The sequence below is a fragment of the Arthrobacter sp. B0316-1-20 genome (genome assembly GCF_059091865.1).
This window is the reverse complement of record NZ_JBNHHC010000007.1, coordinates 12,489-38,645: the sequence shown is the minus strand read 5'-3', so window position 1 is coordinate 38,645 and position 26,157 is coordinate 12,489. Positions and strand designations below refer to the sequence as shown.

At 67.9% G+C, this 26,157-nt stretch carries 23 protein-coding genes and 3 riboswitches; of the genes, 8 read left to right on the top strand and 15 right to left on the bottom strand.

The window, feature by feature from the left end; all coding sequences use genetic code 11:
* Positions 1-338 precede the first annotated feature (338 nt).
* The 10 genes from AC5RW2_RS13245 to AC5RW2_RS13200 all read right to left on the bottom strand — a co-directional run bounded on the left by AC5RW2_RS13245 (position 339) and on the right by AC5RW2_RS13200 (position 10,748).
* Positions 339-2,648: an FdhF/YdeP family oxidoreductase gene (locus AC5RW2_RS13245; protein WP_493964384.1), complete on the bottom strand. Its 2,310-nt coding sequence runs from the start codon at positions 2,646-2,648 to the stop codon at positions 339-341.
* Positions 2,649-2,699: 51 nt separating this feature from the next.
* Positions 2,700-3,584: a formate dehydrogenase accessory sulfurtransferase FdhD gene (gene fdhD, locus AC5RW2_RS13240; protein WP_493964383.1), complete on the bottom strand. Its 885-nt coding sequence runs from the start codon at positions 3,582-3,584 to the stop codon at positions 2,700-2,702.
* Positions 3,585-3,755: 171 nt separating this feature from the next.
* Complete coding sequence (locus AC5RW2_RS13235) at positions 3,756-4,925, bottom strand: molybdopterin molybdotransferase MoeA (RefSeq protein WP_493964382.1); 1,170 nt, start codon at positions 4,923-4,925, stop codon at positions 3,756-3,758.
* Positions 4,922-5,239 (bottom strand): DUF6457 domain-containing protein, encoded by a 318-nt coding sequence (locus tag AC5RW2_RS13230; protein WP_493951130.1) that lies wholly within the window; start codon positions 5,237-5,239, stop codon positions 4,922-4,924. The genes AC5RW2_RS13235 and AC5RW2_RS13230 overlap by 4 nt, the downstream gene beginning before the upstream one ends.
* A 12-nt stretch (positions 5,240-5,251) precedes the next feature.
* Positions 5,252-5,950: a molybdenum cofactor guanylyltransferase gene (mobA, locus tag AC5RW2_RS13225; RefSeq protein WP_493964381.1), complete on the bottom strand. Its 699-nt coding sequence runs from the start codon at positions 5,948-5,950 to the stop codon at positions 5,252-5,254.
* Entirely contained in the window at positions 5,947-6,447 is a 501-nt protein-coding gene (locus AC5RW2_RS13220; protein ID WP_493951132.1) for an HNH endonuclease, read from the bottom strand. The genes mobA and AC5RW2_RS13220 overlap by 4 nt, the downstream gene beginning before the upstream one ends.
* 288 nt (positions 6,448-6,735) lie before the next feature.
* Positions 6,736-7,542, bottom strand: coding sequence for an NlpC/P60 family protein (locus tag AC5RW2_RS13215; protein ID WP_493964380.1), 807 nt, complete (start codon positions 7,540-7,542; stop codon positions 6,736-6,738).
* Between the two features lie 4 nt (positions 7,543-7,546).
* Positions 7,547-7,722, bottom strand: a riboswitch (cyclic di-AMP (ydaO/yuaA leader).
* Between the two features lie 234 nt (positions 7,723-7,956).
* The gene (locus AC5RW2_RS13210; protein ID WP_493964379.1) at positions 7,957-8,679 is read right to left on the bottom strand and encodes an NlpC/P60 family protein; all 723 of its coding nucleotides are present in this window, start codon (positions 8,677-8,679) and stop codon (positions 7,957-7,959) included.
* Between the two features lie 3 nt (positions 8,680-8,682).
* A riboswitch (cyclic di-AMP (ydaO/yuaA leader) is annotated at positions 8,683-8,856 on the bottom strand.
* A gap of 117 nt (positions 8,857-8,973) precedes the next feature.
* Positions 8,974-9,741, bottom strand: coding sequence for a M23 family metallopeptidase (locus AC5RW2_RS13205; protein ID WP_493951135.1), 768 nt, complete (start codon positions 9,739-9,741; stop codon positions 8,974-8,976).
* Between the two features lie 4 nt (positions 9,742-9,745).
* A riboswitch (cyclic di-AMP (ydaO/yuaA leader) is annotated at positions 9,746-9,958 on the bottom strand.
* A gap of 97 nt (positions 9,959-10,055) precedes the next feature.
* On the bottom strand, positions 10,056-10,748 hold the full coding sequence (locus AC5RW2_RS13200; protein WP_493951136.1) for an iron-dependent transcriptional repressor DtxR: 693 nt from the start codon (positions 10,746-10,748) through the stop codon (positions 10,056-10,058).
* A 248-nt stretch (positions 10,749-10,996) separates the two neighbouring features.
* On the opposite strand from AC5RW2_RS13200, the gene serC reads away from it, so the two are divergent.
* Positions 10,997-12,130 (top strand): phosphoserine transaminase, encoded by a 1,134-nt coding sequence (gene serC / locus AC5RW2_RS13195; RefSeq protein ID WP_493964378.1) that lies wholly within the window; start codon positions 10,997-10,999, stop codon positions 12,128-12,130.
* An 85-nt stretch (positions 12,131-12,215) separates the two neighbouring features.
* Here the strand turns inward: serC and AC5RW2_RS13190 are convergent, their stop codons facing one another.
* The 3 genes from AC5RW2_RS13190 to AC5RW2_RS13180 are packed head-to-tail and all read right to left on the bottom strand — an operon-like array spanning position 12,216 to position 14,625.
* The gene (locus tag AC5RW2_RS13190; RefSeq protein ID WP_493951138.1) at positions 12,216-13,481 is read right to left on the bottom strand and encodes an MFS transporter; all 1,266 of its coding nucleotides are present in this window, start codon (positions 13,479-13,481) and stop codon (positions 12,216-12,218) included.
* Positions 13,482-13,530: 49 nt separating this feature from the next.
* Positions 13,531-14,232, bottom strand: a complete 702-nt coding sequence (locus tag AC5RW2_RS13185) for a DUF3027 domain-containing protein (RefSeq protein WP_493964377.1) — start codon at positions 14,230-14,232, stop codon at positions 13,531-13,533.
* A 9-nt stretch (positions 14,233-14,241) separates the two neighbouring features.
* Positions 14,242-14,625 (bottom strand): cold-shock protein, encoded by a 384-nt coding sequence (locus AC5RW2_RS13180; protein WP_136786865.1) that lies wholly within the window; start codon positions 14,623-14,625, stop codon positions 14,242-14,244.
* A 231-nt stretch (positions 14,626-14,856) separates the two neighbouring features.
* Between AC5RW2_RS13180 and AC5RW2_RS13175 the strand changes: the two genes are divergently transcribed.
* The 6 genes from AC5RW2_RS13175 to AC5RW2_RS13150 all read left to right on the top strand — a co-directional run bounded on the left by AC5RW2_RS13175 (position 14,857) and on the right by AC5RW2_RS13150 (position 22,171).
* The gene (locus AC5RW2_RS13175) at positions 14,857-15,111 is read left to right on the top strand and encodes a hypothetical protein (protein WP_493951140.1); all 255 of its coding nucleotides are present in this window, start codon (positions 14,857-14,859) and stop codon (positions 15,109-15,111) included.
* Positions 15,112-15,181: 70 nt separating this feature from the next.
* Positions 15,182-17,833: a helicase-associated domain-containing protein gene (locus tag AC5RW2_RS13170; RefSeq protein WP_493964376.1), complete on the top strand. Its 2,652-nt coding sequence runs from the start codon at positions 15,182-15,184 to the stop codon at positions 17,831-17,833.
* Positions 17,834-19,489: a DNA repair helicase XPB gene (locus AC5RW2_RS13165; RefSeq protein WP_493951142.1), complete on the top strand. Its 1,656-nt coding sequence runs from the start codon at positions 17,834-17,836 to the stop codon at positions 19,487-19,489.
* Between the two features lie 98 nt (positions 19,490-19,587).
* Positions 19,588-20,298 (top strand): response regulator transcription factor, encoded by a 711-nt coding sequence (locus tag AC5RW2_RS13160; protein WP_493951143.1) that lies wholly within the window; start codon positions 19,588-19,590, stop codon positions 20,296-20,298.
* 54 nt (positions 20,299-20,352) lie between these two features.
* Positions 20,353-21,762 (top strand): sensor histidine kinase, encoded by a 1,410-nt coding sequence (locus AC5RW2_RS13155; protein WP_493964375.1) that lies wholly within the window; start codon positions 20,353-20,355, stop codon positions 21,760-21,762.
* A 118-nt stretch (positions 21,763-21,880) separates the two neighbouring features.
* On the top strand, positions 21,881-22,171 hold the full coding sequence (locus AC5RW2_RS13150) for a WXG100 family type VII secretion target (protein WP_493951145.1): 291 nt from the start codon (positions 21,881-21,883) through the stop codon (positions 22,169-22,171).
* Between the two features lie 31 nt (positions 22,172-22,202).
* On the opposite strand, the gene AC5RW2_RS13145 is transcribed toward AC5RW2_RS13150, so the two are convergent.
* The gene (locus AC5RW2_RS13145) at positions 22,203-23,207 is read right to left on the bottom strand and encodes an RNase H family protein (protein WP_493964374.1); all 1,005 of its coding nucleotides are present in this window, start codon (positions 23,205-23,207) and stop codon (positions 22,203-22,205) included.
* Between the two features lie 51 nt (positions 23,208-23,258).
* Between AC5RW2_RS13145 and AC5RW2_RS13140 the strand changes: the two genes are divergently transcribed.
* The gene (locus AC5RW2_RS13140) at positions 23,259-24,176 is read left to right on the top strand and encodes a DUF4031 domain-containing protein (RefSeq protein ID WP_493964373.1); all 918 of its coding nucleotides are present in this window, start codon (positions 23,259-23,261) and stop codon (positions 24,174-24,176) included.
* Between the two features lie 89 nt (positions 24,177-24,265).
* On the opposite strand, the gene groL is transcribed toward AC5RW2_RS13140, so the two are convergent.
* Positions 24,266-25,894, bottom strand: coding sequence for a chaperonin GroEL (gene groL, locus AC5RW2_RS13135; protein ID WP_493951148.1), 1,629 nt, complete (start codon positions 25,892-25,894; stop codon positions 24,266-24,268).
* Positions 25,895-26,157 lie beyond the last annotated feature (263 nt).

Here is a 26,157-nt window from a genome sequence, read left to right as displayed (position 1 = left end):
TACTGCAACCCTAGAACCATCCGGAGCCTCGTGCTGTTCCCGCCGGTGGCGCCGCGGCCAGAATCTGTCCTCGGAGCGCGGGGGTTGGACGCGCGGGATTCCGTCCAAGTTCCGCGGGGCTCGGTGGAATCACTCCTGGCCCGGCTCAGGGTTTGGCGCCCAGATCACCTGTTATAACCTGGGATTTCGACGGCAAGGGGTAGCCTGCCCGTGAGGTCAGGGGCAGCAATCCATGAGTTGGACGCCAACCCCTGACTTGGACGCGTGACCCTCGTGGCTAGGGCCGCCAGGGCCGGGACACACAGCCCGGCCCGTGACGGCCGCACCCCCGCCCAGGGTCAGCTGAGCTGCTTCTCCTCGTGCGGGACGAAGCGAACGGTCATCGCCTTGAAGCCTGGGGTGTTGGACTCGCGGGCCACCAGGTCACGGTGGACCAGCGCGTTGGCTTCCGGGAAGTAGGCAGCGGCACAGCCGCGCGCCGTCGGGTAGGCCACCAATCGGAACTCATCCGCACGGCGCTCGGTTCCCTTGAACGTGCTGATCACGTCCACCAGGTCGCGGTCGGCGAAGCCCAGTTCAGCCAAGTCGTCCGGATGCACCAGGACCACCCGCCGCCCGTTGGAAATGCCCCGGTAGCGGTCGTCCAGTCCATAGAAGGTGGTGTTGTACTGGTCGTGGCTGCGCAGGGTCTGCAGGATCAGGTGGCCTTCGGGCGCTTCCAGGTATTCCAGCGGGCTGACCGTGAACCGGCCCTTGCCGATGTCCGTGGCGAAGGACCGGGTGTCGCGCGGCGGGTTCGGCAGCACAAAGCCGCTCTTGTTCCGGATCCGGGTGTTGAAGTCCTCGAAGCCGGGCAGCACGCGGGAGATGTGGTCGCGGATCACGTCGTAGTCCTCGGCCATCGCCCGCCAGTCCACCGGGTGGTCGTCACCGAAGGTGGCCTGGGCCATCCGGGCGATGATCACCGGCTCGGCCAGCAGGTGCTCGCTGACCGGCTCCAGCCGGCCCTGGGTGGAGCGGATGACGGACATGGAGTCTTCCACCGAGAGGAACTGGGCGCCCTTGGGGTGCTTGTCATCCCGGTCGGTGCGGCCCAACGTGGGCAGGATCAACGAGGTCTTGCCGTGCACCACGTGGGATCGGTTGGGCTTGGTGGACACATGCACGGTCAGGCCGGCTTTCTTCATCCCGGCTTCCAGCGCCTCGGTCTCCGAGTTCGCCAGCGCGAAGTTGCCGCCCATCGACACGAAGACGTCCACCTTGCCCTCGGCAAAAGCGTCGATCGCCTCGGTGGAATCAACGCCGTGCTCGCGCGGGGACGTGATGCCGAATTCCTTGTCCAGCGCGGCCAGCAGCCATTCCTTCGGCTTTTCCCAGATGCCCATGGTGCGGTCGCCCTGGACATTGGAGTGGCCGCGGACCGGGCAGGCACCGGCGCCGGGCTTGCCGAAGTTGCCCTGCAACAGCAGCAGGTTCACGATTTCGCGCAGGGTATCCACCGAATGCGGTTGCTGGGTCAGCCCCAGCGCCCAGCAAATGATGGTGGCCTTGGACTTGGCCAGCAGCCCGGCCACCTTCGCGATGTCCAGCCGGGAGAGCCCGGTGGCCTTCTCGGTCTCGGCCCAGTCAATGTGCCGGCGGGCTGCGGCGTAGTCCTCGAACCCGTCGGTGTTCGCCTCGATGAAGGCCTTGTCCACCACGGTGCCCGGAGCCCGGTCTTCCTCTTCCAGCAGCAGGTGTCCCAGTGCCTGGAACAGGGCCAGGTCCCCGCCCACCTTAATCTGGAGGAACTCATCGGCCAGCTCGGTGCCGCCGCGCAGCAGCCCGTCCACCGACTGCGGGTCCTTGAACGCCATCAGCCCGGTTTCCGGCAGCGGGTTCACGGCGACGATGGTGCCGCCGTTGTCCTTGCACTCCTTCAGCGCCGAGAGCATGCGCGGGTGGTTGGTGCCCGGGTTCTGGCCCACCACGAAGATCAGTTCGGAGTGGTGGATGTCCTCCAGCGACACGGTGCCCTTGCCGATTCCGATGGTGGGGTTCAAGGCGCTGCCGGAGGACTCGTGGCACATGTTGGAGCAGTCCGGCAGGTTGTTGGTACCCAGCGAACGCGCGAACAGCTGGTACATGAACGCGGTCTCGTTCGCGGTGCGGCCCGAGGTGTAGAAGACGCAGCGGTCCGGCGTCGTCGCTCGGATGCGCTCCCCGATCAGGCTGAAGGCGTCCGACCAGGAGATCGGCGAATAGTGCGTCTCGCCCTCGCGGATGATCACCGGCTCGGTGATCCGGCCCTGCTGGCCCAGCCAGTACTCGGTCTTGGTGGCCAGCTCTTCAATGGAATGCCGCGCCCAGAACTCCGGCGTCACGGTGCGTTTGGTGTTCTCCTCGGCCACGGCTTTGGCGCCGTTTTCGCAGAACTCGGCCGGTTTGCGCGGTCCGGTGATGGATTCGGGCCAGGCACAGCCCGGGCAGTCGAAGCCGCCGCGCTGGTTGATCCGCAGCAGCGAGCGTGCGGTGCGCGCGACGCCGGCCTGCTCGATGCCGCGCTCCAACGCGATCTTTACGGCCGGAATACCGGCGGCAGCCTTCTTCGGTTCCTTGACCTTCAGGGTGCTTTCATCAATGTCATTCACAGGTGCCGGGCGAGTCATGCCCCTAATGTATCCCGGCTCACAAGGATTTCTCGACAGCCGCAGCCGGTCTCACACCAAATGGCCGACGGCGGCGCCGATCCGTTCCGGGTGCGCGTAGACATTGACGCTGCGGCCGCGGCTGAATCCCGCCAGCGTCAGGCCAACTTTTTCCGCCAGTTCGACGGCGAGCGACGACGGCGCGCTGACAGCCGACAGGGCGGGGATCCCCGCCAGATAGGCCTTCTGGACCAATTCGAAGGAGGCCCGCCCGGAGACCTGCAGCACCGTGTTCCGCAGCGGCAGCCTGCCTTCGCGCAGGGCCCAGCCCACCACCTTGTCCACCGCGTTGTGGCGTCCCACGTCTTCGCGCAGGCAGAGCAGTTCGCCGTCGAAGCTGAACAGGCCGGCCGCATGGACGCCGCCGGTGCGCTCGAAGACCTGCTGTTGCTCACGCAGCCGGTCGGGCAGTTGCAGCAGGAGGTCCAGCGCCACTGCACCGCCGCCGTCGGTGCCATCCGTGCCGGGGGCGGCACCCCCGTCGTCATCAGGCAGCGCGAAGCGGGACCGCTTGGTCACCGCATCAATCGACGCGGTGCCGCAGATGCCGCATGCGCTGCTGGTGACCACCTGCCGGTCCAGCCGCGGATCCGGCAGGGCCACGCCGGGCGCCAGCTGTGCCTCCACCACGTTGAACGTCTGCCGGCCGTCCTCGTCCTCGCCGGCGCAGAAGCGCAGGGAGAGCAGCTGGTCGGGCGACCAGACGATGCCCTCGGAGACCAGGAAGCCGGCCACCAGGTCGAAGTCGTCGCCCGGCGTGCGCATCGTGATCGAGAACGCGCGCCCGGCCAACCGGATTTCCAGCGGCTCCTCCACCGCCAGCACGTCCTCGCGGCGGCGCGGCGGCGCGTCAAGACTGAGTTTGAGCACCTTGCGGCGCTGCGTCAAGCGGCCCATGTACTTCTCCTCTACTGGCTGCTACAAGCGTAATCCACGCCACGCACCGGGGAGGCCGCCCGGAAGCGGGAGGCAGGCGGGAGACCGGGAAGCCAGGCCGAAGCCGGGGGCAGAAGGCCGCAGCCCGAAGCGGGAAGGCCGGAGGCTGCGGACCGGGCCAGTGACGGCGGATCACCACGGCAGGTCAAGGGCCGGCAACTGCTGGCCGGGGTCGGCGCCGGCAGCCGGCACCACCATGACGCCGTCGGCGGCCGCCAGTCCGCGCATCATGGCCGAACCGATGTGGTCGGCGGGGACGGCACCGCCATCGGGAGCGGTTCCGTAGGGCACCAGCCGGTCCTGGTTGTGCAGCGGAGGCAGGGTTGTTCCGGCGCGCACGGTACGTAGCGGCGCCGGCCGCCGGCCGGTCATCCCCGCCAGCAGCGGGTCCGCCAGTGTCAGCAACGCCATCATGGCCGCCAGCGGGTTCCCGGGCAGGCCTACCAGCGGGCGGCCGTCGGGCAGCCGGGCCAGCAGTGCCGGGTGCCCCGGGCGCATCCGGATGGAGGGGACCAGGATCGTGGCGGCGGCGGCGTCCAGCACCCGGCGCAGATGGTCGGCGGCGGAGGTGCCGGTCCCGCCGGTGGTGACCACCACGTCGCCGCCACAGCCCGCGATGGCCTCCGCGGTAGCAGTGAAGTCGTCGGGCAGCCGCCGGCTGCCGGCGACCTGGCCGCCGAACCGGGCGATGATGGCCGGCAGGGTGGGGCCGAATGTATCGCGCACCCGCCCCGGCACGGGGATCCCGGAGGTGACGACTTCGTCCCCGGTGAGCAGCAGCTCGACCCGTGGCACCGCGGCAACCGGAAGCGCATCGTGGCCGCAGACCGCGGCGACGGCCAGATGCGCGGGGGTCAGCACGGTGCCGGCGGCCACCACGATGGCTTCGGCCGCGGTCTCTTCGCCGGCCGGGCGGATGTGGCGGCCGGCGGCGAATTCCCGCTCCGCGGTCCCCGGGCACAGCTCCAACTGCTGCCCGGCCGCCGTTCCGCATTCGCTGCGCAGCACGCTGTCCGTGCCGTCGGGGATCAGGCCGCCGGTGACCACCGGCGCGGCCTGCCCCGGCCGCAGCGGTGTGCCGGCCGGAACCAGCTGCCACGGCCCGGTGCCGGCAATGGCCCAGCCGTCCATGGCGGACGACGCGTAGTGCGGGACCGGCAGCAGCGCCGGCAGGTCGGCGGCCAGGGTGCGGCCGGCGCATGCTGCCAGCGCCACCTCGGAGGCTGGCCGGCGCGCTGCCGTCTGGCCGGCCGCGTACGCGGCGGCCCGGGCGTCTTCCCAGCGAAGGCCGGAGCCGCTCACTCCTGCACTGCGCCGTGGCGGCGCGCAACTGCGTCGGCCACGCGCGAGGCCGCGCGGATGGCCACTTCCGGTGTGGCCTGTCCGGTGGCGGCCGCGAAGCCGGCGGCGTAGCCCACCACGAAGGTGGTCAGCGGCGCAGCGGGACGGACCACGCTGTGTGCGGCCACCCCTGCCAGCCCCAGCACGGCGTCGATATCCACCGGCATGTCCTCAAGTTCCAGCGCCTGGAGCAGTTCGCTGACATACGGGGAGAGCTGTTCGGCCGCTCCGGACACAATGGCCTCCGATCCGCCCGACGCGCGGGCTAGGAACACGTTTGTTTCAGGCTACGGTGCGGGCGGGGCAATGCCAAAGCGGCCCGCGTCCTGCCAGGTGTCGACGTCGGACGTGTGCCTCGCGGCCCCCTCCAACGGGAGCTCGACCGCCTGCAGACCGGCCAGCAGCCTTCGCACCGGTTGCCCGGCCAGCCCGGCCGCTCCCCCGGCCTCTTGCACCGCTGCCGCCAAGGCTGCACTGTCCGCGCAGCAAGCCAACTGCTGCCGTTTGCCGTCGGTGTCCACCGGGATCCAGAGCTTCGCCTGCGGCGCGCGGGAGGCACCGCCCAGCAGCAGTTCCGGCAGCCCGGCCAGCCACGGCATATCGCAGGCAAAGAGCAGGGTGAACGGCGCCCGGCTCTGGACGCCGCCGTCGTCGTCCGGCTCCACAGCCGGCGCACCGCCGTGGTTGTCGGCCGCCAGAGCCTGCATCCCGGCCGCGATGCCCGCTGCCGGACCGGAGAACGGCGGGTCCTCCCGGGTCAGCAGGAGCCGGGGCGGTCCGGAAGCCACCGACCGGCGGAAAGCGTCCACTTCCTCCAGCAGCTCATCCGGGCCGACGACGGCGATCCGCCGGGCGCCGCGGACAGCCTCCAGCGTGCGGCGCAACAGCGTGGACCCGTCCAGTTGCAGCAGTGCCTTGGGGCTTCCGCCCAACCGCGAGGATCGGCCGCCGGCCAGTACGACGGCGTCGAAATCAGGAGCAGTCACGCGGCGGTATGCGTGTCGAGGAACTGGCTCCAGGCGGGGGCCGGCCGGTCCAGATCGCGGATCCGCCAACGCGCACCGCTGGGCGGGCGGGGTGTGAACCGAAGGCTCCAGCCCATCTGGGCCAGTGTGCGATCGCCCTTGGCGTTATTGCAGCGCAGGCAGCAGGCCACCAGATTCTCCCAACTGTCCGCGCCTCCGCGCGAGCGCGGCCTGACATGGTCCACCGTCGTGGCCGTCTTGCCGCAGTACGCGCACAGGTGGTTGTCCCGGCGCAGCACTCCGCGGCGGGTCACGGCGGTGTCCTGATTGTACGGAATCTTAATGTACCGGTTGAGCAGGATCACCGAAGGGCGGCCCAGGATGTCGTTCGGCCCGACGACGGGATCACCGTCCTCCGCGATCACGCTGGCCTTACCGGTGAGCACAAGCAGCAGCGCCCGGCGGAAGGTGACGACCGCCAGCGGTTCGTATCCAGCATTCAGAACGAGTGTGCGCATGCACATTCCTCTAGGTGTGGCCAACCCGACCGGCGTTTCAGTTCCGGTCAGGGACTGGATTTTCTGCACTAACAGTCAAAGGGTATGACGGTCGATACGTTCTGCGCTAACTTTTTTCGCTGTTGGTGGGCAGTTTCGACCGGAGCAGCCACTGTTCACCGGCTGTTCTTGGATCGTCGGCGTATCCGGCGGGCGGTTGCCGTTAGGCCAAAAACGCCGCCGGCCCCGGTGCACGCTGGGCGTGTACCGGGGCCGGCGGACGGTCTAGCAGACCGGAAAGGCCGAAGCTTAGTTGACGCGGATGGCGACGTAGCCGGATCCCACATCAGCGCTGGCCAACGCGGTGGTGTAACCGGTCCAGCCGCCGTGGACGGCCTGGCCGTTGCCCACGTAGATGGCGATGTGCGCAACACCGGCGCCGCCGTCGGAGTAGTAGAGCAGGTCGCCCGGCTGCGGGGTGGAAACCTGTGTTCCGTAGCTAAGGAACTGCGCGGGGGCGAGGTCGCCCACCGACTTACCGGCGGCGCGCAGGGCCTTCTCCACCATGGCGGTGCAGTCCTGCGAAATACCGATCTGGCCGTAAGCGGAGGAGACCAGGGTGGAGGCCACGCCACTGGCGGAGGCGGTGGCGGGCGCGGCGTCCTTGGCGGCTGCGGGCTTGGCGGCTGCGGGCTTCGCTACGGCTGCCGGCGCGGCTGCCGGGGCGGCTTGCTGGACGGCAGTCTGTGCTGCGTCTGCCGCTTGCTCGACAACCGGCTCCACTTCCTGGGCCACGGCTTGGACCACTGGCTCCGGCTTAGGGGCCGGAGTCGACGTGATGTCGGGGCGCGAGAAGGTCAGTTCGACAGCACTGGAAGCCTGGACCGTGTCCACCTGCACGCGGCTGGGGACGGACACGGTGGACGCGGTGCGTTCGATGGTGGCTGACTGCGCGGGGATGCCGGCGGTCAGGGCCAATCCGGAGGCGGCAGCAATAACGGCTGCGGAGCGCCCCATGGATCCGGCATTGGAGGAGACGGCTTTGGAAATCGTCTCCAGCGGGTTAGTGCGGACGGAAACGGCGCGGTGGCGCCCCGTGGCGGTGTTATTGAACACGTTAAAGGCCTCTCCCAATGCCTGCGAGGTGAGCTGTCGGATTCGGATGGGAGTGCACCCGGCCGCAGTCCTCCCCCGGCAAATGCCTGAGAGTCCTACGACTTAACCCCAAGGGTTCCTGTACGGAACCCGAATTTGGTTCCCCCGCCTCTGCCCGCGAAGTTTTTGCGAACGAACCCCGGATGGTGGCAGAGCTCGGCAATCCACCCGGAGGTACCAGCCGTCTGGCAGCTGGAACGAGTAACAGCGTATACGATGCGGCGGGCATTGTCACGTTCTGATCACGGAACGGTGATCTTTAGGTTACGGAGGTTGCCCGGGACGCACCGAAACCGGGAGCGCTTAAGGACCGACGGCGCGCCCCGAAAGGCGCGCCGCGGTACACCCCATATAAAAGGGGCGTCAGGAAGTCTCTTAGCCTGCCGGACGGATGAACACCGGACCGGAGCCGATGTAGGCGCTGCCCAGCACGGTGCTGTAACCGGCCCAGCCGCCGTGGACGGCCTGGCCGTTGCCAACGTAGATGGCCACGTGGGCCACGCCGGCGCCGCCGTTGGCGTAGTAGATGATGTCGCCCGGCTGCGGGGTGGAAACCTGGGTGCCGTAGGCGAAGAACTGTGCCGGGGCGAGGTCGCCGACCGAGAAGCCGGCCGCGCGCAGCGCGTTCTCGACCAGTGCGGTGCAGTCCTGACCCACACCGATCTGGCCGTACGCGGCAGCGACGATGGCGCCGGCCGCTCCGCTGGCGGCAGCTTCGCCGCTCTTCTTGCTGGACTTGCCCTTGTCCGATGCGGCGTCGTTGCCGGTCGTTGGGTTGATCTCGTTCGAGACGGCCTGGACCACGGTCTGCGGTGCCGGGGTGGAAGTGATCCCTGCACGTTCGAAGGTCAGTTTCACGGCCGCCGAAGCCTGCACGGCTTCCACCTGAACGCGGGCCGGGGCGTCGACGCTGCGGTCGGCGCTGACGGCCTGAGCCGGAATGGCACCGGTCAGAACGATGCCGGTAGCAGCGGCGAAGACGGCACCCTGGCGTCCAACAGTTCCGGCGTTTGCGGAAACAGCCTTGGAAATCGTCTCAAGCGGGCTGGTGCGGACAGGGGTCGCACGGTGGCGGCCCGCAGTAATGCTCTTGGACACGGTTGTACCTCTCCCAAATGCCTGCGAGGTGAGCTGTCGGGTTCGGATGGGAGTTCATCCGGCCGGCCGGTTTCCGGGCTGGTGGCCCGGGCCTGATCGGCTTTACCCCAAGGACATCCTGCGATGTCCGGGAAGTGGTTCCCCCGCCTCTGCCATGCGATTCGGTGCGAACGAACTTCGGGCGACGGCAGAGTTCGGCATTCCGCCCGAAGGTGCCTGGCAGTTGATGCCAGGCACAGGTGAAACCTTATAACAGTTTGGCGACTGAGTCACATTCCGGTTACGGCGTGTCAATCAGAGCCAGCCGGTGGGGTCCACCAGCTTGCCGTTGACCATTACTTCGAAGTGCAAATGGCAGCCGGTTGACGCTCCGGTGGTGCCGCTTTCACCCAGAACTTCTCCACGCGCCACGGTGGCGCCCACCGTTGTGTCGATGGTGCTCAGGTGGTTGTACGTGGTCTCCAGGCCGTTGCCGTGGTCCACCACGATCCGGTTGCCGCCACCGCCGACCTGGAACCCGGCCTCGACGACGGTGCCGCCGGCCGCGGCGTGGACCGGCGTGCCGCAGGGGGCTCCGTAGTCCTGGCCGGTGTGCAGTTCTCCGGCGTAACCGGTGATGGGGCTGACCCGGTAGCCGAACGGCGAGGTCTTGATCAGCTCGTCCATCGGCTGCGAAAGGGACCCTTCGCTGCCGATGGGCTTGGCCTTCCCGCCGGAGGCGACCATGACCTGCTTCAGCTTGGTGTCCGGGTCGAACTTGCTGGTCAGCGCGGCCCGTTCAAAGGTCAGGCGCGCTTCGGTGGCCGCTGAGATGCTGCTGGTTGCCAGCGCTTCCTGCGGGGCGTCGGCTGTGGCGCCGGCCGTCGTCGGAAGCATCACGGTCAGCACCATGCCGGAGGCGGCAGCGACAATCGCGGTTTTATGGCCGACGTCGCGGGCGGCCGCTGCTACCGGCGACGGTGCCGGCTGCGCACGCCGCCGGCCGGCTGTCGCTGCGCGAGGGCGTGGGTGCTCGACCGGGGCGGTTGAACGGCGCCGTCCCGAGGCTTTGTGTCCTGCCAAAATTTATACCTCTCCCAAAGCGCCTGCGAAGTTAGCTGTCGGATTCGAGTCAAGAGAAAACTCGGCCGCATCGCGCAGAGCTCTAGTGGAACGATTCACTGTGGCTTGCCCGCTGCGGCTTCACCCCAAGGCAGCGTACAAACTGCCGCTTGGTGGGTCCTCCGCCCCTGTCTCACGGATCCACTCCCCCGCCGACAGGGTTCGGCTTGCGGAGGGTGCGGGACCGATGGCTCGGTGCCCGGATTAACTATACGGAAAGTCAGTGAAAGTGATAAATCCGTTATCCACGCCGCGTGATTCCGGGGCGCAACGTTTCATTCCATCGAGACAAAGATGTGGGCCGCGACCTCCGGAGGCAATTCCAAGGCCCCCTCGATGCCCGGCACGCGCACGGAAATGTAGTCCCCGGCGGTCTCCAGTTGCAGTGTCGCGCCGGGTTTCAGTCCGCCCTCTTCCAGCTGGACCAGCAGTTCCGGCTCCACCTGGATCGGCTCGGCCAGCCGGATGATGCTGACCTGCTTGTCGGGCGTGTATGTGCCCATCGCTTGGGCCAGGTTGAGCAAGCCGTAGGATTCCTCCACGGGCTGGCCTCCGAGCGCTTCCAACCCCGGGATCGGGTTGCCGTAGGGGGAAACCGTCGGCTTGCCCAGCAGTTCGTAAAGCCGCTGCTCCACCCGTTCGCTCATCACGTGTTCCCAGCGGCAGGCCTCGTCATGGACATAGGCCCAGTCCAGGCCGATGACGTCGGAGAGCAACCGCTCGGCCAGCCGGTGCTTGCGCATGACCTCGGTTGCCTTGCGCCGGCCCAGTTCGGTCAGTTCCAAATGCCTGTCACCGGTGACGACTACCAGTCCGTCCCGCTCCATCCGGCCGATCGTCTGGGAAACGGTGGGGCCGGAATGGCGCAGCCGCTCCGCAATCCGGGCGCGCAGCGCGACAATGTTCTCTTCTTCAAGCTCGAGGATGGTGCGCAGGTACATCTCGGTGGTGTCGATGAGATCGGTCAATTGGTTCTTGCTCCTCGGCGCGCGGTGAAAAGGCTGCTCCAGCAGCAGGCATGAGGGTGGGGCCCTTCTCCAGCCTAGCTTGTTTTCCCTACACGACTGGCAGTTTCGTCGCTGGTAGACGCGCCGCGGCGCCACGCAACATTCCCGGTTCCGACTAACAGCGCCCGCTGGCGTTGGGGCAGAATGATACGGGCGTTCAACGGTGAACTGCCATCGAGATCACTGCCACCACGCCAGGAAAGGTATTCATGAGCGATACCCAGTCCATCAGCATTCCCGCCGACCTGCTCCCGAAGGACGGGCGTTTTGGCGCCGGTCCTTCCAAGGTCCGTCCGGAACAGGTCGACGCGCTGGTCGCCGCGGGCCGCAACCTGCTGGGAACGTCGCACCGCCAGGCTCCAGTGAAGAACCTGGTCGGCAGCGTCCGCGAGGGACTGCAGGAGTTCTTCAAGGCTCCCGCGGGCTACGAGATCATCCTGGGCGTTGGCGGCTCCACCGCCTTCTGGGATGTCGCCTCGTTCGGACTGGTCGAGCAGAAGGCCCAGCACCTGTCCTTCGGCGAGTTCAGCTCCAAGTTCGCCGCGGCCACCAACAAGGCCCCGTTCCTGGCCGAATCCAGCATCATCACGGCGGAGCCCGGTTCCCGGCCGGAGCCGCGGGCAGAGGCCGGCGTGGACGTGTACGCCTGGGCGCAGAATGAAACCTCCACCGGTGTCGCGGCTCCGGTGCAGCGTGTGGAAGGTGCCGACGACGGCGCCCTGGTTCTCATCGACGCGACCTCGGCTGCCGGGGGGCTGGCCGTGGACGTCAGCCAGAGCGATGTTTACTACTTCGCCCCGCAGAAGAACTTCGCGTCCGACGGCGGCCTGTGGCTGGGCGTCTTCTCCCCCGCCGCGCTGGAACGCGCGGCGAAAATCGGCGCCTCCGGCCGCTGGATTCCGGACTTCCTCAACATGGAAACCGCGATCGATAATTCGTTGAAGAACCAGACCTATAACACGCCCGCGTTGGCCACCCTGGTGACGCTCGATGCGCAGATCCAGTGGCTGAACGGCAACGGCGGCCTGGACTTCGCCTCCGGCCGCACCGCCGATTCGGCCGGGCGGGTGTACCAGTGGGCCGAGGCTTCCGAACTGGCGACGCCGTATGTGGCCAACCCGGAACACCGATCGAACGTCATCGCGACCGTCGACTTCGACGACTCGGTTGATGCCGCTGTCGTGGCAAAGGTGCTGCGCGCCAACGGCGTGGTGGATGTGGAGCCGTACCGCAAGCTCGGCCGCAACCAGTTGCGCATCGCCACCTTTGTCGCGGTTGAGCCGGAAGACGTCAGCGCCTTGCTGGCCTGCATCGACTACGTGGTGGACCGCCTGCAGGGCTAACCCCGCACCGTACATGGATAAGGTTCGGCTTCCCCCATCACGGGGAGCCGGACCTTTATTCTTTAGGTCTCCCTTGTCCCGCCGCTTAGACGCGCCGGTCCGGCACGCCATAGGTAATGCTCAGCTTCCGCCTGGCCGAGCGGTCGAAGCGCAGCCGCATGTGATGCGCGCGCCATGCCCACAGGATCCCGACGGCGGCGGCGGCCACCCCGGACATCGCTGCCACCCCCAGCCCCCAGCGTGGGCCAAAGCTATTGGACACCAAGCCGACCAGAGGAGCACCGATCGGGGTTCCGCCCATCAGGATGGCCATGTACAAGGACATGACGCGTCCGCGCATCATCGGCTCGGTGGTGGTCTGCACATACGCATTGGCGCTGGTCATGATGGTGATGGCCGACGCGCCGACCGGCACCAGCGCCAGCCCGAAGAGCCAGACCGTCGGAGCCAAGCCCGCCGCCGTGCAGGCAACGCCGAAGGCCACCGACGCGCCGAAAATATAGCGCAGCCGTGGTCTCTCGCGCCGCGCGCTGAGCAGTGACCCGGTCACCGATCCGGCCGCCATCACCGAGGAGAGCACGCCGAAGTCACCGGCATGGCCGCCGAATTCGGTGCGCGCCATGGACGCCACGAACACGGAGAAATTCAGGCCGAAGGTGCCGATGATGAAGATGGCGGCCATCACCACCACCAGATCCGGCCGGTCCTTAATATAACGGAAGCCCTCGATGATCTGGCCGCGGCCCTTGGCCACCTTCTGCCGCGGGTGGAGTTCCTGCCGGCGGATGGCCAACAACGCCACGATCATCGCCCCAAATGTGGCGGCGTTGATGAGGAACACCGGGCCCGGGCCGATGGCCACGGTCAGTACGCCGGCAATGGCCGGACCGATCATCCTGGCCAGGTTGAACGAGGTGCTGTTCAGCGCCACCGCGTTGGGCAGGTAGTCGTCGCGGACCACGTCCGAAACGAATGTCTGCCGCGCCGGCGCATCCACCGCCGTCACCATGCCCAGTGCCAGGGCGAAGGCATACACGTGCCACAGCTGCGCCACATCGGCGATCACCATCAGGCCCAGCGCAAGGCCCAGCACGGCCATGGAAATCTGCGTGGCCATCAGTAGCTTTTGCCGGTCGAACCGGTCGGCGACCAGCCCGGCCCATGGGGCCATCACTAACTGCGGCCCCATTTGCAGCGCCATCACAATGCCCATCGCGGCGGCGTCCTGCTGCGTCAGGATGTCGTAAACCAGCCAGTCCTGCGCCGTTCGCTGCATCCACGTGCCGACATTGGAGATCAGCGCACCGATAAACCAGATCCGGTAATTGAACAGCCTCAAGGAACGAAACATGCTTTACCGCCCCTTCCGGCTGCAGAACCTGCCTCGTCGATCGGCCACCTCAGGAGGTGGCTTCGGTGAATTCCTCGGTCGTGTCGTTCTCGGCTGCCTCTGTCAGATTCCCGTCAGCGGCTTCCTCCGCCGCTGCGTTCTCGCCCGTGCTTGCAGGGGCTTCCTCCACCGCTGCGTCCTTGTCCTCGCTTGCAGGGGCTTCCGCATCCGCTGCCTCGTCTTCGCCCGCGGTTGCCGGAGTTTCCTCTGCAGCATCAGTTCCGGGAGCCGCCTCGGCGTCGTCCTGCGCCTCCGCCGCCGCGGCTGCCTCGGCTGCCTCGGCTTCGGCCGCAGCCGCCACTTCGTCAGGCCGCACCCGGTCTGCCCACGGCACCCACTCGGGAGCCAGCAGCGATTTCTCGGACGGGAGCAGGCCTACTTCGCAGACCGTTGCTTCCTTGCCGCGCGGGACACGGGCCAACGTGGCATACCACTGCCAGCCGGCGTAGCCCGCCAACTGTGCCTCGAACCGGTGGGTGACCAGACGGTCGCCGTCGGCATAGCTGCCGACGTGCGCACCAATTTGTTCGGGCGGGGCGATCTCCAGCACGCCTTCCCGAGCGCGGTCCACCGCGGCGGCCAGGACCAGGTCCAGTTTGGCGGTGCGACGCGCAGGACGACGCCGGGGCGCAGCCTCGGTCTCGGACCCGTTGGCGACGGGCTGCTCCACTGGCGCGGTTTCAGCGCTGGAGCCGTTCAGGTTTTCAGTCATCAAGTCCGCTTACGCGTCCAGATCGTCGGCCACTCGGCGGAGCACCGCAGCAACCTTGGACGCGTGGGAGCGTTCCGGGTAGCGGCCCTTGCGCAGCCCGTTGGAGATGCCGTCCAACAGCTTGATCAGGTCCTCGGTGATGACGGCCATGTCCTCGGCCGGCTTACGCGTTGCGCGCACCACCGAGGGAGCCGCGTCGAGGATGCGGGCGGACAGTGCGGACGGGCCACGGCGGCCGTCGGCGATGCCGTACTCCATCCGGGTGCCCGCCTTTACGTCCTTGACACCGGCCGGCAGCGCAGAAGCATGCAGGAACACTTCCTGGCCATCTTCGCTGGCCAGGAACCCGAAGCCTTTTTCCGTGTCGAACCACTTGACTTTGCCGATGGGCACTTTGCTTACCTCGTTCTGCTTAAATGTTGCGACGGTACCGCCCGCTGCTGCGTTCTTACCATGTGCCCCGCCGACAGTACACCGGCCGCAGGTGCGGCCGGTGCGTGGCGGGGAAAGTCTGTCTCTAGATTAGCTTGTTCCGCCGACCGCGGAGGCCGGTCCGCAGCCGTTTTCGCTTCCGGCGTGCGGGTGGGATTGGGCCCCGGCACGGCCGGGAGTTAATCTGGTGGCATGTCCGGAACCGTCCCCGCCCAGAATGCGCCGCGCCCCGCCGAGTCGGGTGCGCTGCACCGTCTGCTGGTCTTCGCCGCTGTCGTCCTGCTCTTGGCAGGGCTGGGCAGCCTGGGCGTCATTCTGGCCGGTGCCATGATCGGAACTCCGGTGTGGACCGGTTTCATGGGCCTGGCTTGGTTCTGCTTTCCTCTCGCCTTCGTGCTGATGGTGCTGCTGATGGCCGGCAGCATCCGCCGCCGCCGCAGCAGCTAGCGGCACCGCCGGTGAAGGCGACCCTGCCCCGGGCGCTACCGGCCGCAGTGGTGCGGGTAACGTTAATCCGGTGTCCTCCATCCGCGCCTTGGCCGGCCAGTTGGCCGCCCGCAGCGACGCCGAGCTGCGCCAGCTGTTCAGTGCCCGGCCGGACCTCTGCCTGCCGCCCGTACCGGACTTTTCCGCGCTAGCTGCCCGGGCCTGCACGCGGATCAGCCTTCAGCGGGTGCTGGAGAACCTCTCCCGGCCTGAGCTGGAGGTGCTTGAAGCCGTGGTGCTCAGCACCGATGTTGATGCCGGCCGCGCCGCCGACGCCCGCTCCCTGCAGCCCCTGCTGGTTCCGCAGGCAGGCACGGTCGTCCAGCCGGACCTGGACTCTTACCTGGCCCGCCTGCAGGAACTTGCCCTGCTGGTGCGCGCGGAGCCTTCATCTGACAACAGTGCTTTTCCAGCTGACGACGGCGGGGACCTCCTGCAGCCCCCGGCCTACCTTCCGGTGGCCAGTCTGGCCGAAGCGCTCGGACCGTATCCGGCCGGCCTGGGCCGCAGCTACGCCGCCTTGGCCGCCTCCAGTTCGGTAGCGGCGGACCATCTGGTCCGCACCGTGCGGCTGCTGCGCGAGGCCGGCTACGAGTTGCCGGCCGACGCCCCCGAGCCAGGCGGGGACGAAGACGCCGACCCGGCGGCAGCCTCGGCTGCGCGCGCGGCCGCCGCCCTGGACCGCTGGCTGGCCGACCCGCGGACCTGGCCGGCGCTGATCGCGCAGGCACCGGAGCAGACCGGCGAGCTGCTCGGAAAGTTCCGCCGTTCCCCGCTGGGCGCGCTGCCGCACCCGTTGGCCGGCACCGGCCCCACCGAGGCAACCTCGCCGATCGACTGGCTGGCGGCGCACGGGCTGCTGGTTCCCCTTGACGCATCACACGTGGAACTCCCCTGGCCGGCCGGCCGGGCGGTACGCGGCGGTGCGGTCGCCGATCCGTGGCACACCCTGCCGCCGGCGACAACTGCACGGCAGGTCCGGAATTCTTTGCGCGACAATGCCGCCTTCTCCGCCGCCGCCGAGACGCTGCGGCTGGTGGCCGAGTTGTTGGACCAGGTCCGCCGCGGCCCTGTTGCTACGCTGCGCGCGGGCGGTGTAGGCGTCCGCGAAGTCCGTCGGCTTTCGGACTCGCTGCGGATCGAACCGGACGAGACCAGCTGGCTGCTGGAGCTCTCTGCCGCTGCCGGACTGCTCATCCTGGACGTGGATACCTCCCGCTGGGTGGTCCACGCCGGCGCCATGTTCGGGACCTTGGCGCGGCAGGACCAGTGGCTGCTGCTCGTGTCGGCCTGGCTGCAGCTGGACCGCGCGCCCTCGCTGGTGGGCGGCAGGACGCCGTCGGACACCGCCATTAATGCGCTGGCCGCGGAAGCGTCCCGTCCCGATGCGCCGGCCGTCCGCCGCCGCGTGCTGGAGGCGCTGGAAGAGCTGTGCACGCCCGCGGCTTTGGCCGACCGTCCCGACGGGCCGGAGCTCCGGCCGGGCGGCGGACCGGACGCCGCTGCAACCGGCAGCACCCCGGCGCCCTCGCCGGACGCGGTCACCGGCTATTTGGTTTGGCGCCGGCCTCGCCAGCGGCGGCGGTTTGAGCGGCTGGTGCCGGGCATCCTGGCCGAGGCGGCCAGGCTCGGGCTGGTAGGGTCCGGCGCGCTGACCGAGTTGGGACGCGCGCTGGCGCAGGACAGGCTCGCCGAGGCAGCTGAACTGTTGGCCGATCAACTGCCGGACCCGCTGGTCGAATTCGTGCTGCAGGCGGACCTGACGGCGGTGGCACCCGGCTACTTGGCGCCGGACATCGCCGCTGAGCTGTCCCTGCTGTCCACCGCCGAAGGCCAAGGCCCGGCCACCATCTACCGGTTTTCGGCGGACAGCATCCGGCATGCGCTGGATGCCGGGCGCGATGCGGCCAACATCCTTGGCTTCCTGACCCGCCACTCGGCCACCGGTGTGCCGCAGCCGCTGGAGTACCTGGTGGAGGACACTGCGTCCCGGCACGGTGCGCTGCGGTTCGGCGCGGCCGCCAGCTTCCTGCGCAGCGACGACGAGGACGCGCTGACGGACCTGCTCGCCGACCCGCGCACCGCGCGCCTGGGCCTGCGCCGGCTGGCCCCCACTGTGGCCGTCTCGCGGACCGCCGCCCGAGATCTGCTCGCCTCGCTGCGCCAGTTCGGCTATGCGCCGGCGCCGGAGGCCGACGACGGCGTGGCGCTGGGCGGCGCCGCGGGCACGGGCGGCGGCCTACCCGGCGGGGCACGCGGCAGCGGCAGCGGCGCGCGAAGCGGCAGCGGCGGTTTCGCTGCGGACGGCACCCCGGCGGAGGGTGCCGCGACGGCGCAAGCCGGCCGCGCGCCGTCGTCGTTCCCGGTGAAGACCAATCCCTGGGAGCTCACCGCCGAAGCGACCGACGCCCAGCTGGCGGCGCTGCGGAGCACCGGGATCCCGGCAAAGCCAGCCGCCGAGGCGGGGCCGGTGCTGACCCTGGAAACGCTGCGGACCGCCATCCGGTTGAAGCAGCGGGTGCGGATTGGGATTGTGGATCCGGACGGCACCCACCGGCGGCAGGTCATGCTGCCGCTGTCCGTCAGCGGCGGACGGCTGCGCGTGTTCGATCCCGACCGCGACAGCGAGCGCACCGTCTCCATCCACCGGGTGATGGACATTGAACTATTGGAGGGCAGCTGAATGGCCGACGGACCGTTGATCGTCCAGAGCGACAAAACCATCCTGCTGGAAGTGGACCATGAGCAGGCGAACGAGGCCAGGCATGCCATCGCGTCGTTCGCGGAGCTAGAGCGGGCACCGGAGCACGTGCATTCCTACCGGATCACTCCGCTGGGGCTGTGGAACGCGCGTGCCGCCGGCCTGGATGCCGAACAGGTGCTGGACACGCTGCTGAGCTACTCGCGCTTCCCGGTGCCGCACGCCCTGTTGGTGGACATCGAGGAAACCATGTCCCGGTACGGGCGGCTGCGGTTGGAGAAGGACCCGCAGCATGGCCTGGTGCTGCGCACCACCGACTACCCGGTGCTCGAAGAAGTCATGCACGCCAAAAAGATCCAGCCGCTGCTGGGTCCGCGGATCGATGCCGAGACCACCGTGGTGCATTCCTCACAGCGCGGTCAGCTCAAGCAACTGCTGCTCAAGCTCGGCTGGCCCGCGGAAGACCTGGCCGGCTACGTCGACGGCACGCCGCATCCCATCGCGCTGGCCGAATCCGCCGCGCCGGGCGGCTGGCAGCTGCGGCCGTACCAGCGGCTGGCCGTGGAGAACTTCTGGGCGGGCGGTTCCGGCGTCGTCGTCCTGCCCTGCGGGGCCGGCAAAACGCTGGTGGGAGCGGCCGCAATGGCCACCAGTTCCACCACCACGCTGATCCTGGTGACCAACACCGTTGCCGCACGGCAGTGGAAGGACGAGCTGGTCCGGCGGACCACGCTGACCGCCGAGGACGTGGGTGAATACTCGGGCTCGGTCAAGGAGGTCCGGCCGGTCACCATCGCCACCTACCAGGTGCTGACCATGCGCCGCGGCGGACTGTACCCGCACCTTGAACTGCTGGACGCCAACGACTGGGGCCTGATCATCTACGACGAGGTGCACCTGCTGCCGGCCCCGATGTTCCGGATGACGGCCGACCTGCAGGCGCGGCGGCGGCTGGGGCTCACCGCCACCTTGGTGCGCGAGGACGGCCGCGAAGGCGAAGTGTTCTCGCTGATCGGGCCCAAGCGCTACGACGCCCCGTGGAAGGACATCGAGGCGCAGGGCTACATCGCTCCGGCCGACTGCGTGGAGGTCCGGGTGGACCTGCCGCGGGACGAGCGGGTGGCGTACGCCATGGCCGACGACGGCGACAAGTACCGGCTGTGCGCGACGTCCCCGACCAAGACGCCGGTGGTCGATGCCCTGGTGAAGGCGCACGAGGGCGAACAGCTGCTGGTGATCGGGCAGTACATTGACCAGCTGGACGAGATCGCCGAGCACCTGGACGCGCCGGTGATCAAGGGCGGCACCTCGGTCAAGGAACGGCAGCGGCTGTTCGACGCGTTCCGCCGCGGCGAGCTGCAGACGCTGGTGGTCTCCAAGGTGGCCAACTTCTCCATCGACCTGCCCGAAGCCACCGTGGCGATCCAGGTGTCCGGGTCGTTCGGGTCCCGGCAGGAGGAAGCCCAGCGCCTGGGCCGGCTGCTGCGTCCCAAGGCGGACGGACGGTCGGCGCGGTTCTATACCGTGGTGGCGCGGGACACGCTGGATCAGGACTTCGCCGCCAAGCGGCAGCGTTTCCTGGCCGAGCAGGGCTACGCGTACACCATCAAGGACGCCAAGGACGTGCTGCAGGGGTAACCGCTCCGCCGGACTGGCCTCGCCGGTCACAGCGCGGGCCCTCATTGCCTGCAGCATCCATTCAGCAAACTCCCAGAAACCGGGAGCACACTGGGAACGTGAAAAAGCCTGAGCCCGAAGCCAAACTGCTGGTCGTCGACGACGAGCCGAACATCCGCGAACTGCTGTCGACGTCGCTGCGGTTCGCCGGGTTTGACGTAGTGGCTGCCGCCAACGGCCGCGAGGCCTTGGATGCGGCTGAAGAACATTTGCCGGATCTGGCCGTGCTGGATGTCATGCTTCCGGACATGGACGGCTTCACCGTGACCCGCAAACTCCGTGCCTCGGGCCGCCATTTTCCGGTGGTCTTCCTGACCGCCCGGGACGAGACCGAAGACAAGGTCACCGGCCTGACCGTGGGCGGCGACGACTACGTGACCAAACCTTTTAGCCTGGACGAAGTGGTGGCCCGCATCCGGGCTGTGCTCCGCCGCACCCGGCCGCTGCTGGAGGACGACGCGGTCATCCACGTGGACGACCTGGAGCTCGACGACGACGCACATGAAGTTCGCCGCGGCGGCGAGGTCATCGACCTCTCCCCCACCGAGTTCAAGCTGCTGCGCTACCTGATGCTGAACCCGAACCGGGTGCTGTCCAAGGCACAGATCCTGGACCATGTCTGGGAGTATGACTTCAACGGCGACGCCTCGATCGTTGAGTCCTACATCTCCTACCTGCGGCGGAAAATCGACACGAATCCGGACACTCCGCCGCTGATCCAGACCAAGCGCGGCGTGGGCTACCTGCTGCGTACGGCCGACCGCCGCTGACCGATGGTGGAGCGCTGGAGGTCGGCGTCCCTGCGGTCGCAACTGGTCCTGATCATGGGTGTACTCATGATCGGCACCCTGACGCTGATTTCGGTGCTGACCCTGACGCTGCTGCATGACACGCTGGTGAAGCAACTCGATGCTGACTTGGCCAAGAACCGCCAAGCCCTCGCCTCCTTCCTGGTCCGCGAAGCGACCAACCCCACCCAAAACGCCTATTCGTCGGAGCGGTACTACGGCGCTTTGCTGTCGCAAGTCGGCCGCATCAGCATCGACACGAACCCGCAAGGCGACCGTCCGAATCTGCCGCCCCTGACGCCGGACGACGCGGCCGACCTCCAAAACCGCGGTTTCTATGTGCCGGGGACCAAGCGGGACAGCGACGGTTGGCGCGTGTCCGTGTGGCCACTGCAAAATGGCGCCGGCTCGGTCGTGGTAGCGGTGAGCTACAAGGAGGTAAACGATACCTTCAACAAGGTTTCGGTGAGCACTCTTCTCATCGGCGTCGCGTCAACGGTTGCGGCCATCGGCGTCGCCTGGTTGGCGGTGACCCGGTCCTTCCAGCCCTTGACCCGGGTGGACAAAACAGCCGCTGCCATTGCCGCCGGCGACCTCTCGCGCCGCGTCGAGGTAGTCAACCCCGCCTCCGAGGTCGGCCGACTGGCCAGTTCGTTGAATGCCATGCTCGCCCACATTGAATCAGCCTTCGCTTCCCGCACCGCCTCCGAACAGCGCATGCGCCGTTTCATTCAGGATGCCTCGCACGAGCTCCGCACCCCGTTGGTCACCATCCGCGGCTTTTCGGAGCTGTACCGGCACGGGGCGTTGCAGTCACCGGAAGACGTCGGCGCTGCCATGGGCCGTATCGAAAGCGAAGCCACGCGGATGGGCCAGTTGGTGGATGACCTGCTGACGCTGGCCCGGGTGGACGAACAGCGCCCCCTTGAAGCCAAGCCGCTGGACCTTCTGTTGCTCGGTAACGACGCCGCCTTGGACGCGCGGGCCAGCGCACCCGACCGGGAGATCACTGTGGTGGGGCTCGACGGCGGTGCGCCCCGTCCGGCGCCGATCCTCGGCGACGAAGCCCGGCTGCGCCAGGTGGTGGCCAATCTGGTTACCAACGCCCTGCGCTACACGCCCGAAGGCTCGCCGTTGGAGATTGCCGTCGGCGTTCAACCGGTCATCGACGACCGGTTGGATTCCGTCCTCGAGATCCGTGACCACGGTCCCGGAATCCCCGAAGACGAGGCTTCGCGGGTGTTCGAACGCTTCTACCGGGCAGATACCTCCCGCTATCGCGAAACCGGCGGGACGGGCTTGGGCCTGGCCATTGTTGCCGCCCTGGTGGCACAGCACGACGGCACGGTCCGGGTGACGCAGACACCCGGCGGTGGCGCCACCATGTCCATCAGGATCCCCTATCAACCGCTGGCGGACGAGGACGAGCCGTTCGCCCTCGGCTAATCCACAAGCTGCTCGCACGTCTGGGTTGTCCACAACTGTCGGCTGGAGCCTCGCGGCAGCTTCCGCCGCTGCCTAGCCTGAACGGTGTCGGATAGGTACACCACCAGCGGAGGACATCATGGCCGTATTCCAAGTAGACAGCGAGGCCCTCGCGGCCAAGAGCATGGCGGTGCAGGGCACCATCGGACGGCTGCAGGCGGAGGTGAACAGCATGCAGTCCGGACTGCGAGAATTGGAATCGCTCTGGACCGGCGCGGCTGCGGCGAACTTCCAACAGCTGGTGACCGACTGGCGGGCCACCCAACTGAGGGTGGAGGAATCCTTGGCCAGCATCAACGCGGCGTTGTCCCACGCCTCGCAGCAGTACCTGCAGGCGGAGGAAGCCAACGCCCGGATGTTTCTGGCCTGAGCACTGTCCGGCCAGGTGCGGGCGCGGCAGCTCAGCCCTGTTCGGGCGTGCCCTGGTGGAAGCGCAGGCGCCACTGCTGGCCGTCCCGCAGCCAGAGCGAACTGCGCAGGGCGGACCCCTCGCGGCGGATACTGCGATAGGTCAGCAGGATGCTGTCTTGGCTCAGCCGTTCGACGGCGAAGACCTCCAGCGAGGCATCCAGTTCGGGGCTTTCCTGCAGTTCGCTGATCACCGCGTCCCGCGTCCACATCCGGCCGGACTCGCCGATCTCGACGAAGTCCGGGTGCAGCAGCACCGCCAGCCGGCCGAAGTCTGCGCGGACCGCGGGGCTGAGGAGCTGCTGCTCCAGCCGGACCACCAGCTCTTCCGGCGAGCCCTCGATGGCTTCGTCGCCGGCGAAGTCCTCCAGTTCGGAGAACAAATCCGGTTCAGGCGTCATTGCCACCGTCGGCTGGACCGCGTTCCGAACAGTGAGGGGTGCCGCTGCCGGGCTGACCGCCGGGGTTGTTCCGGCTCGGGGTGCGCCGGCCGACCCAGCTCCCAGGACGGCGCTGCCCGAGGTGCCGGGTCCCCCCGGGAATCCCGGACCCGCGGGTGCGCCGGTTCCGTTCTGGAAGGCGACGGCCACCGCGCGGGCCCGTTCGTCGGCGGCCTCGTTCAGCGGGTGGCCGGCGTGGCCCTTGACCCACTCGAACTCGTAGCTGCGCCCCTTAATCACGGCGTCGATGTCCTTGAGCAAGTCGACATTCAGCACCGGCTTCCCATCGGCCTTCTTCCAGCCGCGCCGTTTCCAGCCCGGCATCCATTTGGTCACGCAGTTGATCACGTACTGGCTGTCACACAGCACGCGCAGGTGCTCCTGGGGCACATGCGCGGTGGCGCGGAACAGATCCAGCACAGCCATCAGTTCGCCTTGGTTGTTGGTCCCGTGCGGCCAGCCGCCGGCAGCCCACGCTGAGTCGTCGATGTACCAAGCCCAGCCGGCCGGTCCGGGGTTGCCGAGTGCGGAGCCGTCGGCGGCAGCAGTGATAGTCATGATTTCCATCTTTTCAGATCCGGCCGACATTCCTGGCCCTAGGCTGGGCAGGTGGCAATACTTATCGATCCTCCGCTCTGGCCCGCGCACGGCACGCACTTCTCGCACCTCGTCTCGGACAGCTCGCTGGCCGAGCTGCACCGCTTCGCCGCGGCCGCCGGCATCCGCGAACGTGCCTTCGACCGGGACCACTACGACGTGCCGGTCAGCCGCTACCGTGAGCTGGTCACGCTGGGAGCAGTCGAGGTCAGTGCCGGCGAACTGACCCGCCGGCTGCAGGCCAGCGGACTCCGTGTCCCGGCCCGGCAGCGCCCGGAAAGGCTGCGCCGCGTGCTGCTGCGGCGGTGGAACGAGTTGCTGCCCGGCGAGGATGATCTGGGCCGGGAGCTGCTGGACCGCTGGTCGGAGCCGCACCGCCACTACCACGGCACCGGCCACCTGCTGGCAGTTTTGGAAGCGCTGGGACAGCTCGCGCCGGTTGGGTCCGGGCTCCGTCCACGCGCAGTGTGGCTGGCGGCTTGGTTCCACGATGCGGTCTACAACGGCCGGGCTGGGCAGGATGAACAGGAGTCCGCAGACCTGGCCGCAGACAGCCTACCGACTGCCGGCGTCGGCCCTGACGAGACGGCCGAAGTGGTCCGGCTAGTGCTGCTCACGGCGGGACACTCCCCCGGTCCGCAGGACGAATCCGGGGCGCTGTTGTGCGACGCCGATCTGGCCGTCCTCGGCGGAACGCCGGCGGAGTACCGCAGCTATGTCCGGAACGTCCGCCAAGACTATGCCCATGTGGCCGACGTGGACTTCGCCGCCGGACGCACCGCCGTCGTGCGCGGGCTGCTGGAACTGGACCCGCTGTACCGGACACCTGCAGCGCGGGAGAAATGGCTGGAAAATGCCAAACGGAACCTCTCCGCGGAACTGGACGCCTGGCGGCTGCACGGCCCGGACTGGCTGCGCGAAAACGGCTAGTTAAAGCCGCAAGGCGCGGCTCCCGTATGGGGAACCGCGCCTCGCGCAAACCGTGGCCTGCTGCCAGGCCGAGGTAGGTGCAGGGAAGCTTAGAAGCCGCCCATGCCGCCCATCTCGTCGCCACCCGGCATGGCCGGAGCGGCCTTCTCCGGCTTGTCGGCGACAACGGCTTCGGTGGTCAGGAACAGACCGGCGATGGAGGCCGCGTTCTGCAGAGCAGAGCGGGTGACCTTGACCGGGTCGTTCACGCCGGCAGCCAGCAGGTCTTCGTAGACACCGGTGGCAGCGTTCAGACCGTGGCCGTCGGCCAGGCCGCGGACCTTGTCGGCCACAACGCCCGGCTCCATGCCGGCGTTGAGGGCGATCTGCTTCAGCGGAGCGTCGATGGCAACCTTGACAATGTTGGCGCCGGTTGCTTCGTCGCCTTCGAGGGTCAGGTTGGCGAACGCCTTGGCACCGGCCTGGATCAGGGCCACGCCGCCACCGGCGACGATGCCTTCCTCAACGGCAGCCTTCGCGTTGCGGACTGCGTCCTCAATGCGGTGCTTGCGTTCCTTGAGCTCAACCTCGGTTGCGGCACCGGCCTTGATAACTGCCACGCCGCCGGCCAGCTTGGCCAGGCGCTCCTGCAGCTTCTCGCGGTCGTAGTCGGAGTCGGAGTTGTCGATCTCGGCACGGATCTGGTTGACGCGGCCGGCGATGGCGTCGGCTTCGCCGGCACCTTCGACGATGGTGGTCTCGTCCTTGGTGACAACCACCTTGCGGGCCTGGCCCAGCAGGTCCAGGGTGGCGTTCTCCAGCTTCAGGCCAACCTCTTCGGCGATGACCTGGCCGCCGGTCAGGATGGCGATGTCGGCCAGCATGGCCTTGCGGCGGTCGCCGAAGCCCGGAGCCTTCACGGCCACGGACTTGAAGGTGCCGCGCATCTTGTTCACGATCAGGGTGGCCAAAGCCTCAGCCTCGACGTCCTCGGCGATGATCAGCAGCGGCTTGCCGGACTGCATGACCTTTTCCAGGATGCCAACCAGGTCCTTCACGTTGGAGATCTTGGAGTTGACGATCAGGATGTACGGATCCTCGAGGACCGTCTCCTGGCGCTCTGCGTCAGTGACGAAGTACGCCGACAGGTAGCCCTTGTCGAAGCGCATGCCCTCGGTGAGCTCCAGCTCCAGGCCGAAGGTGTTGGACTCCTCGACGGTGACAACGCCTTCCTTGCCGACCTTGTCCAGAGCTTCAGCGATCAGCTCGCCGATCTGCGGATCTCCGGCGGAGATGGACGCGGTGGCAGCGATCTGCTCCTTGGTCTCGATTTCCTTGGCGGAGGCGATCAGCTCGGCGGTGACAGCGTCAACAGCCTTCTCGATGCCGCGCTTCAGGCTCAGCGGGTCGGCGCCGGCAGCAACGTTGCGCAGGCCTTCCTTGACCAGGGCCTGGGCCAGAACGGTTGCAGTGGTGGTACCGTCGCCGGCGACGTCGTCGGTCTTCTTGGCAACTTCCTTGACCAGCTCGGCGCCGATCTTCTCGTACGGGTCGTCAAGCTCGATCTCCTTGGCGATGGAAACACCATCGTTGGTGATCGTGGGAGCGCCCCACTTCTTCTCGAGCACGACGTTGCGGCCACGCGGGCCGAGGGTAACCTTTACGGCGTCAGCGAGGGTGTTCAGTCCACGCTCGAGGCCGCGGCGGGCCTCTTCGTCAAATGCAATGATCTTTGCCATAGCGGCTTACGTCCCTTCTGGACAATAGACACTGGACGCAGCTTTTGACGGCTGCTGGCCACCTGCGGTGCCCGCGACGGACGGCTCACGACGACGGCGATTTCGGTACGCCGCGCCGCTCACCTCACCGAGGTGGCGGGTTTCACTCCCTACGGAGACTTCTAGCAGTCGGCCCGCGAGAGTGCTAACTCAATAATTAGCACTCGCAGGGGTCGAGTGCAAGCCGTTGGGCTGACCGATCGGTCCGCTTCGCGGAGGGCGAA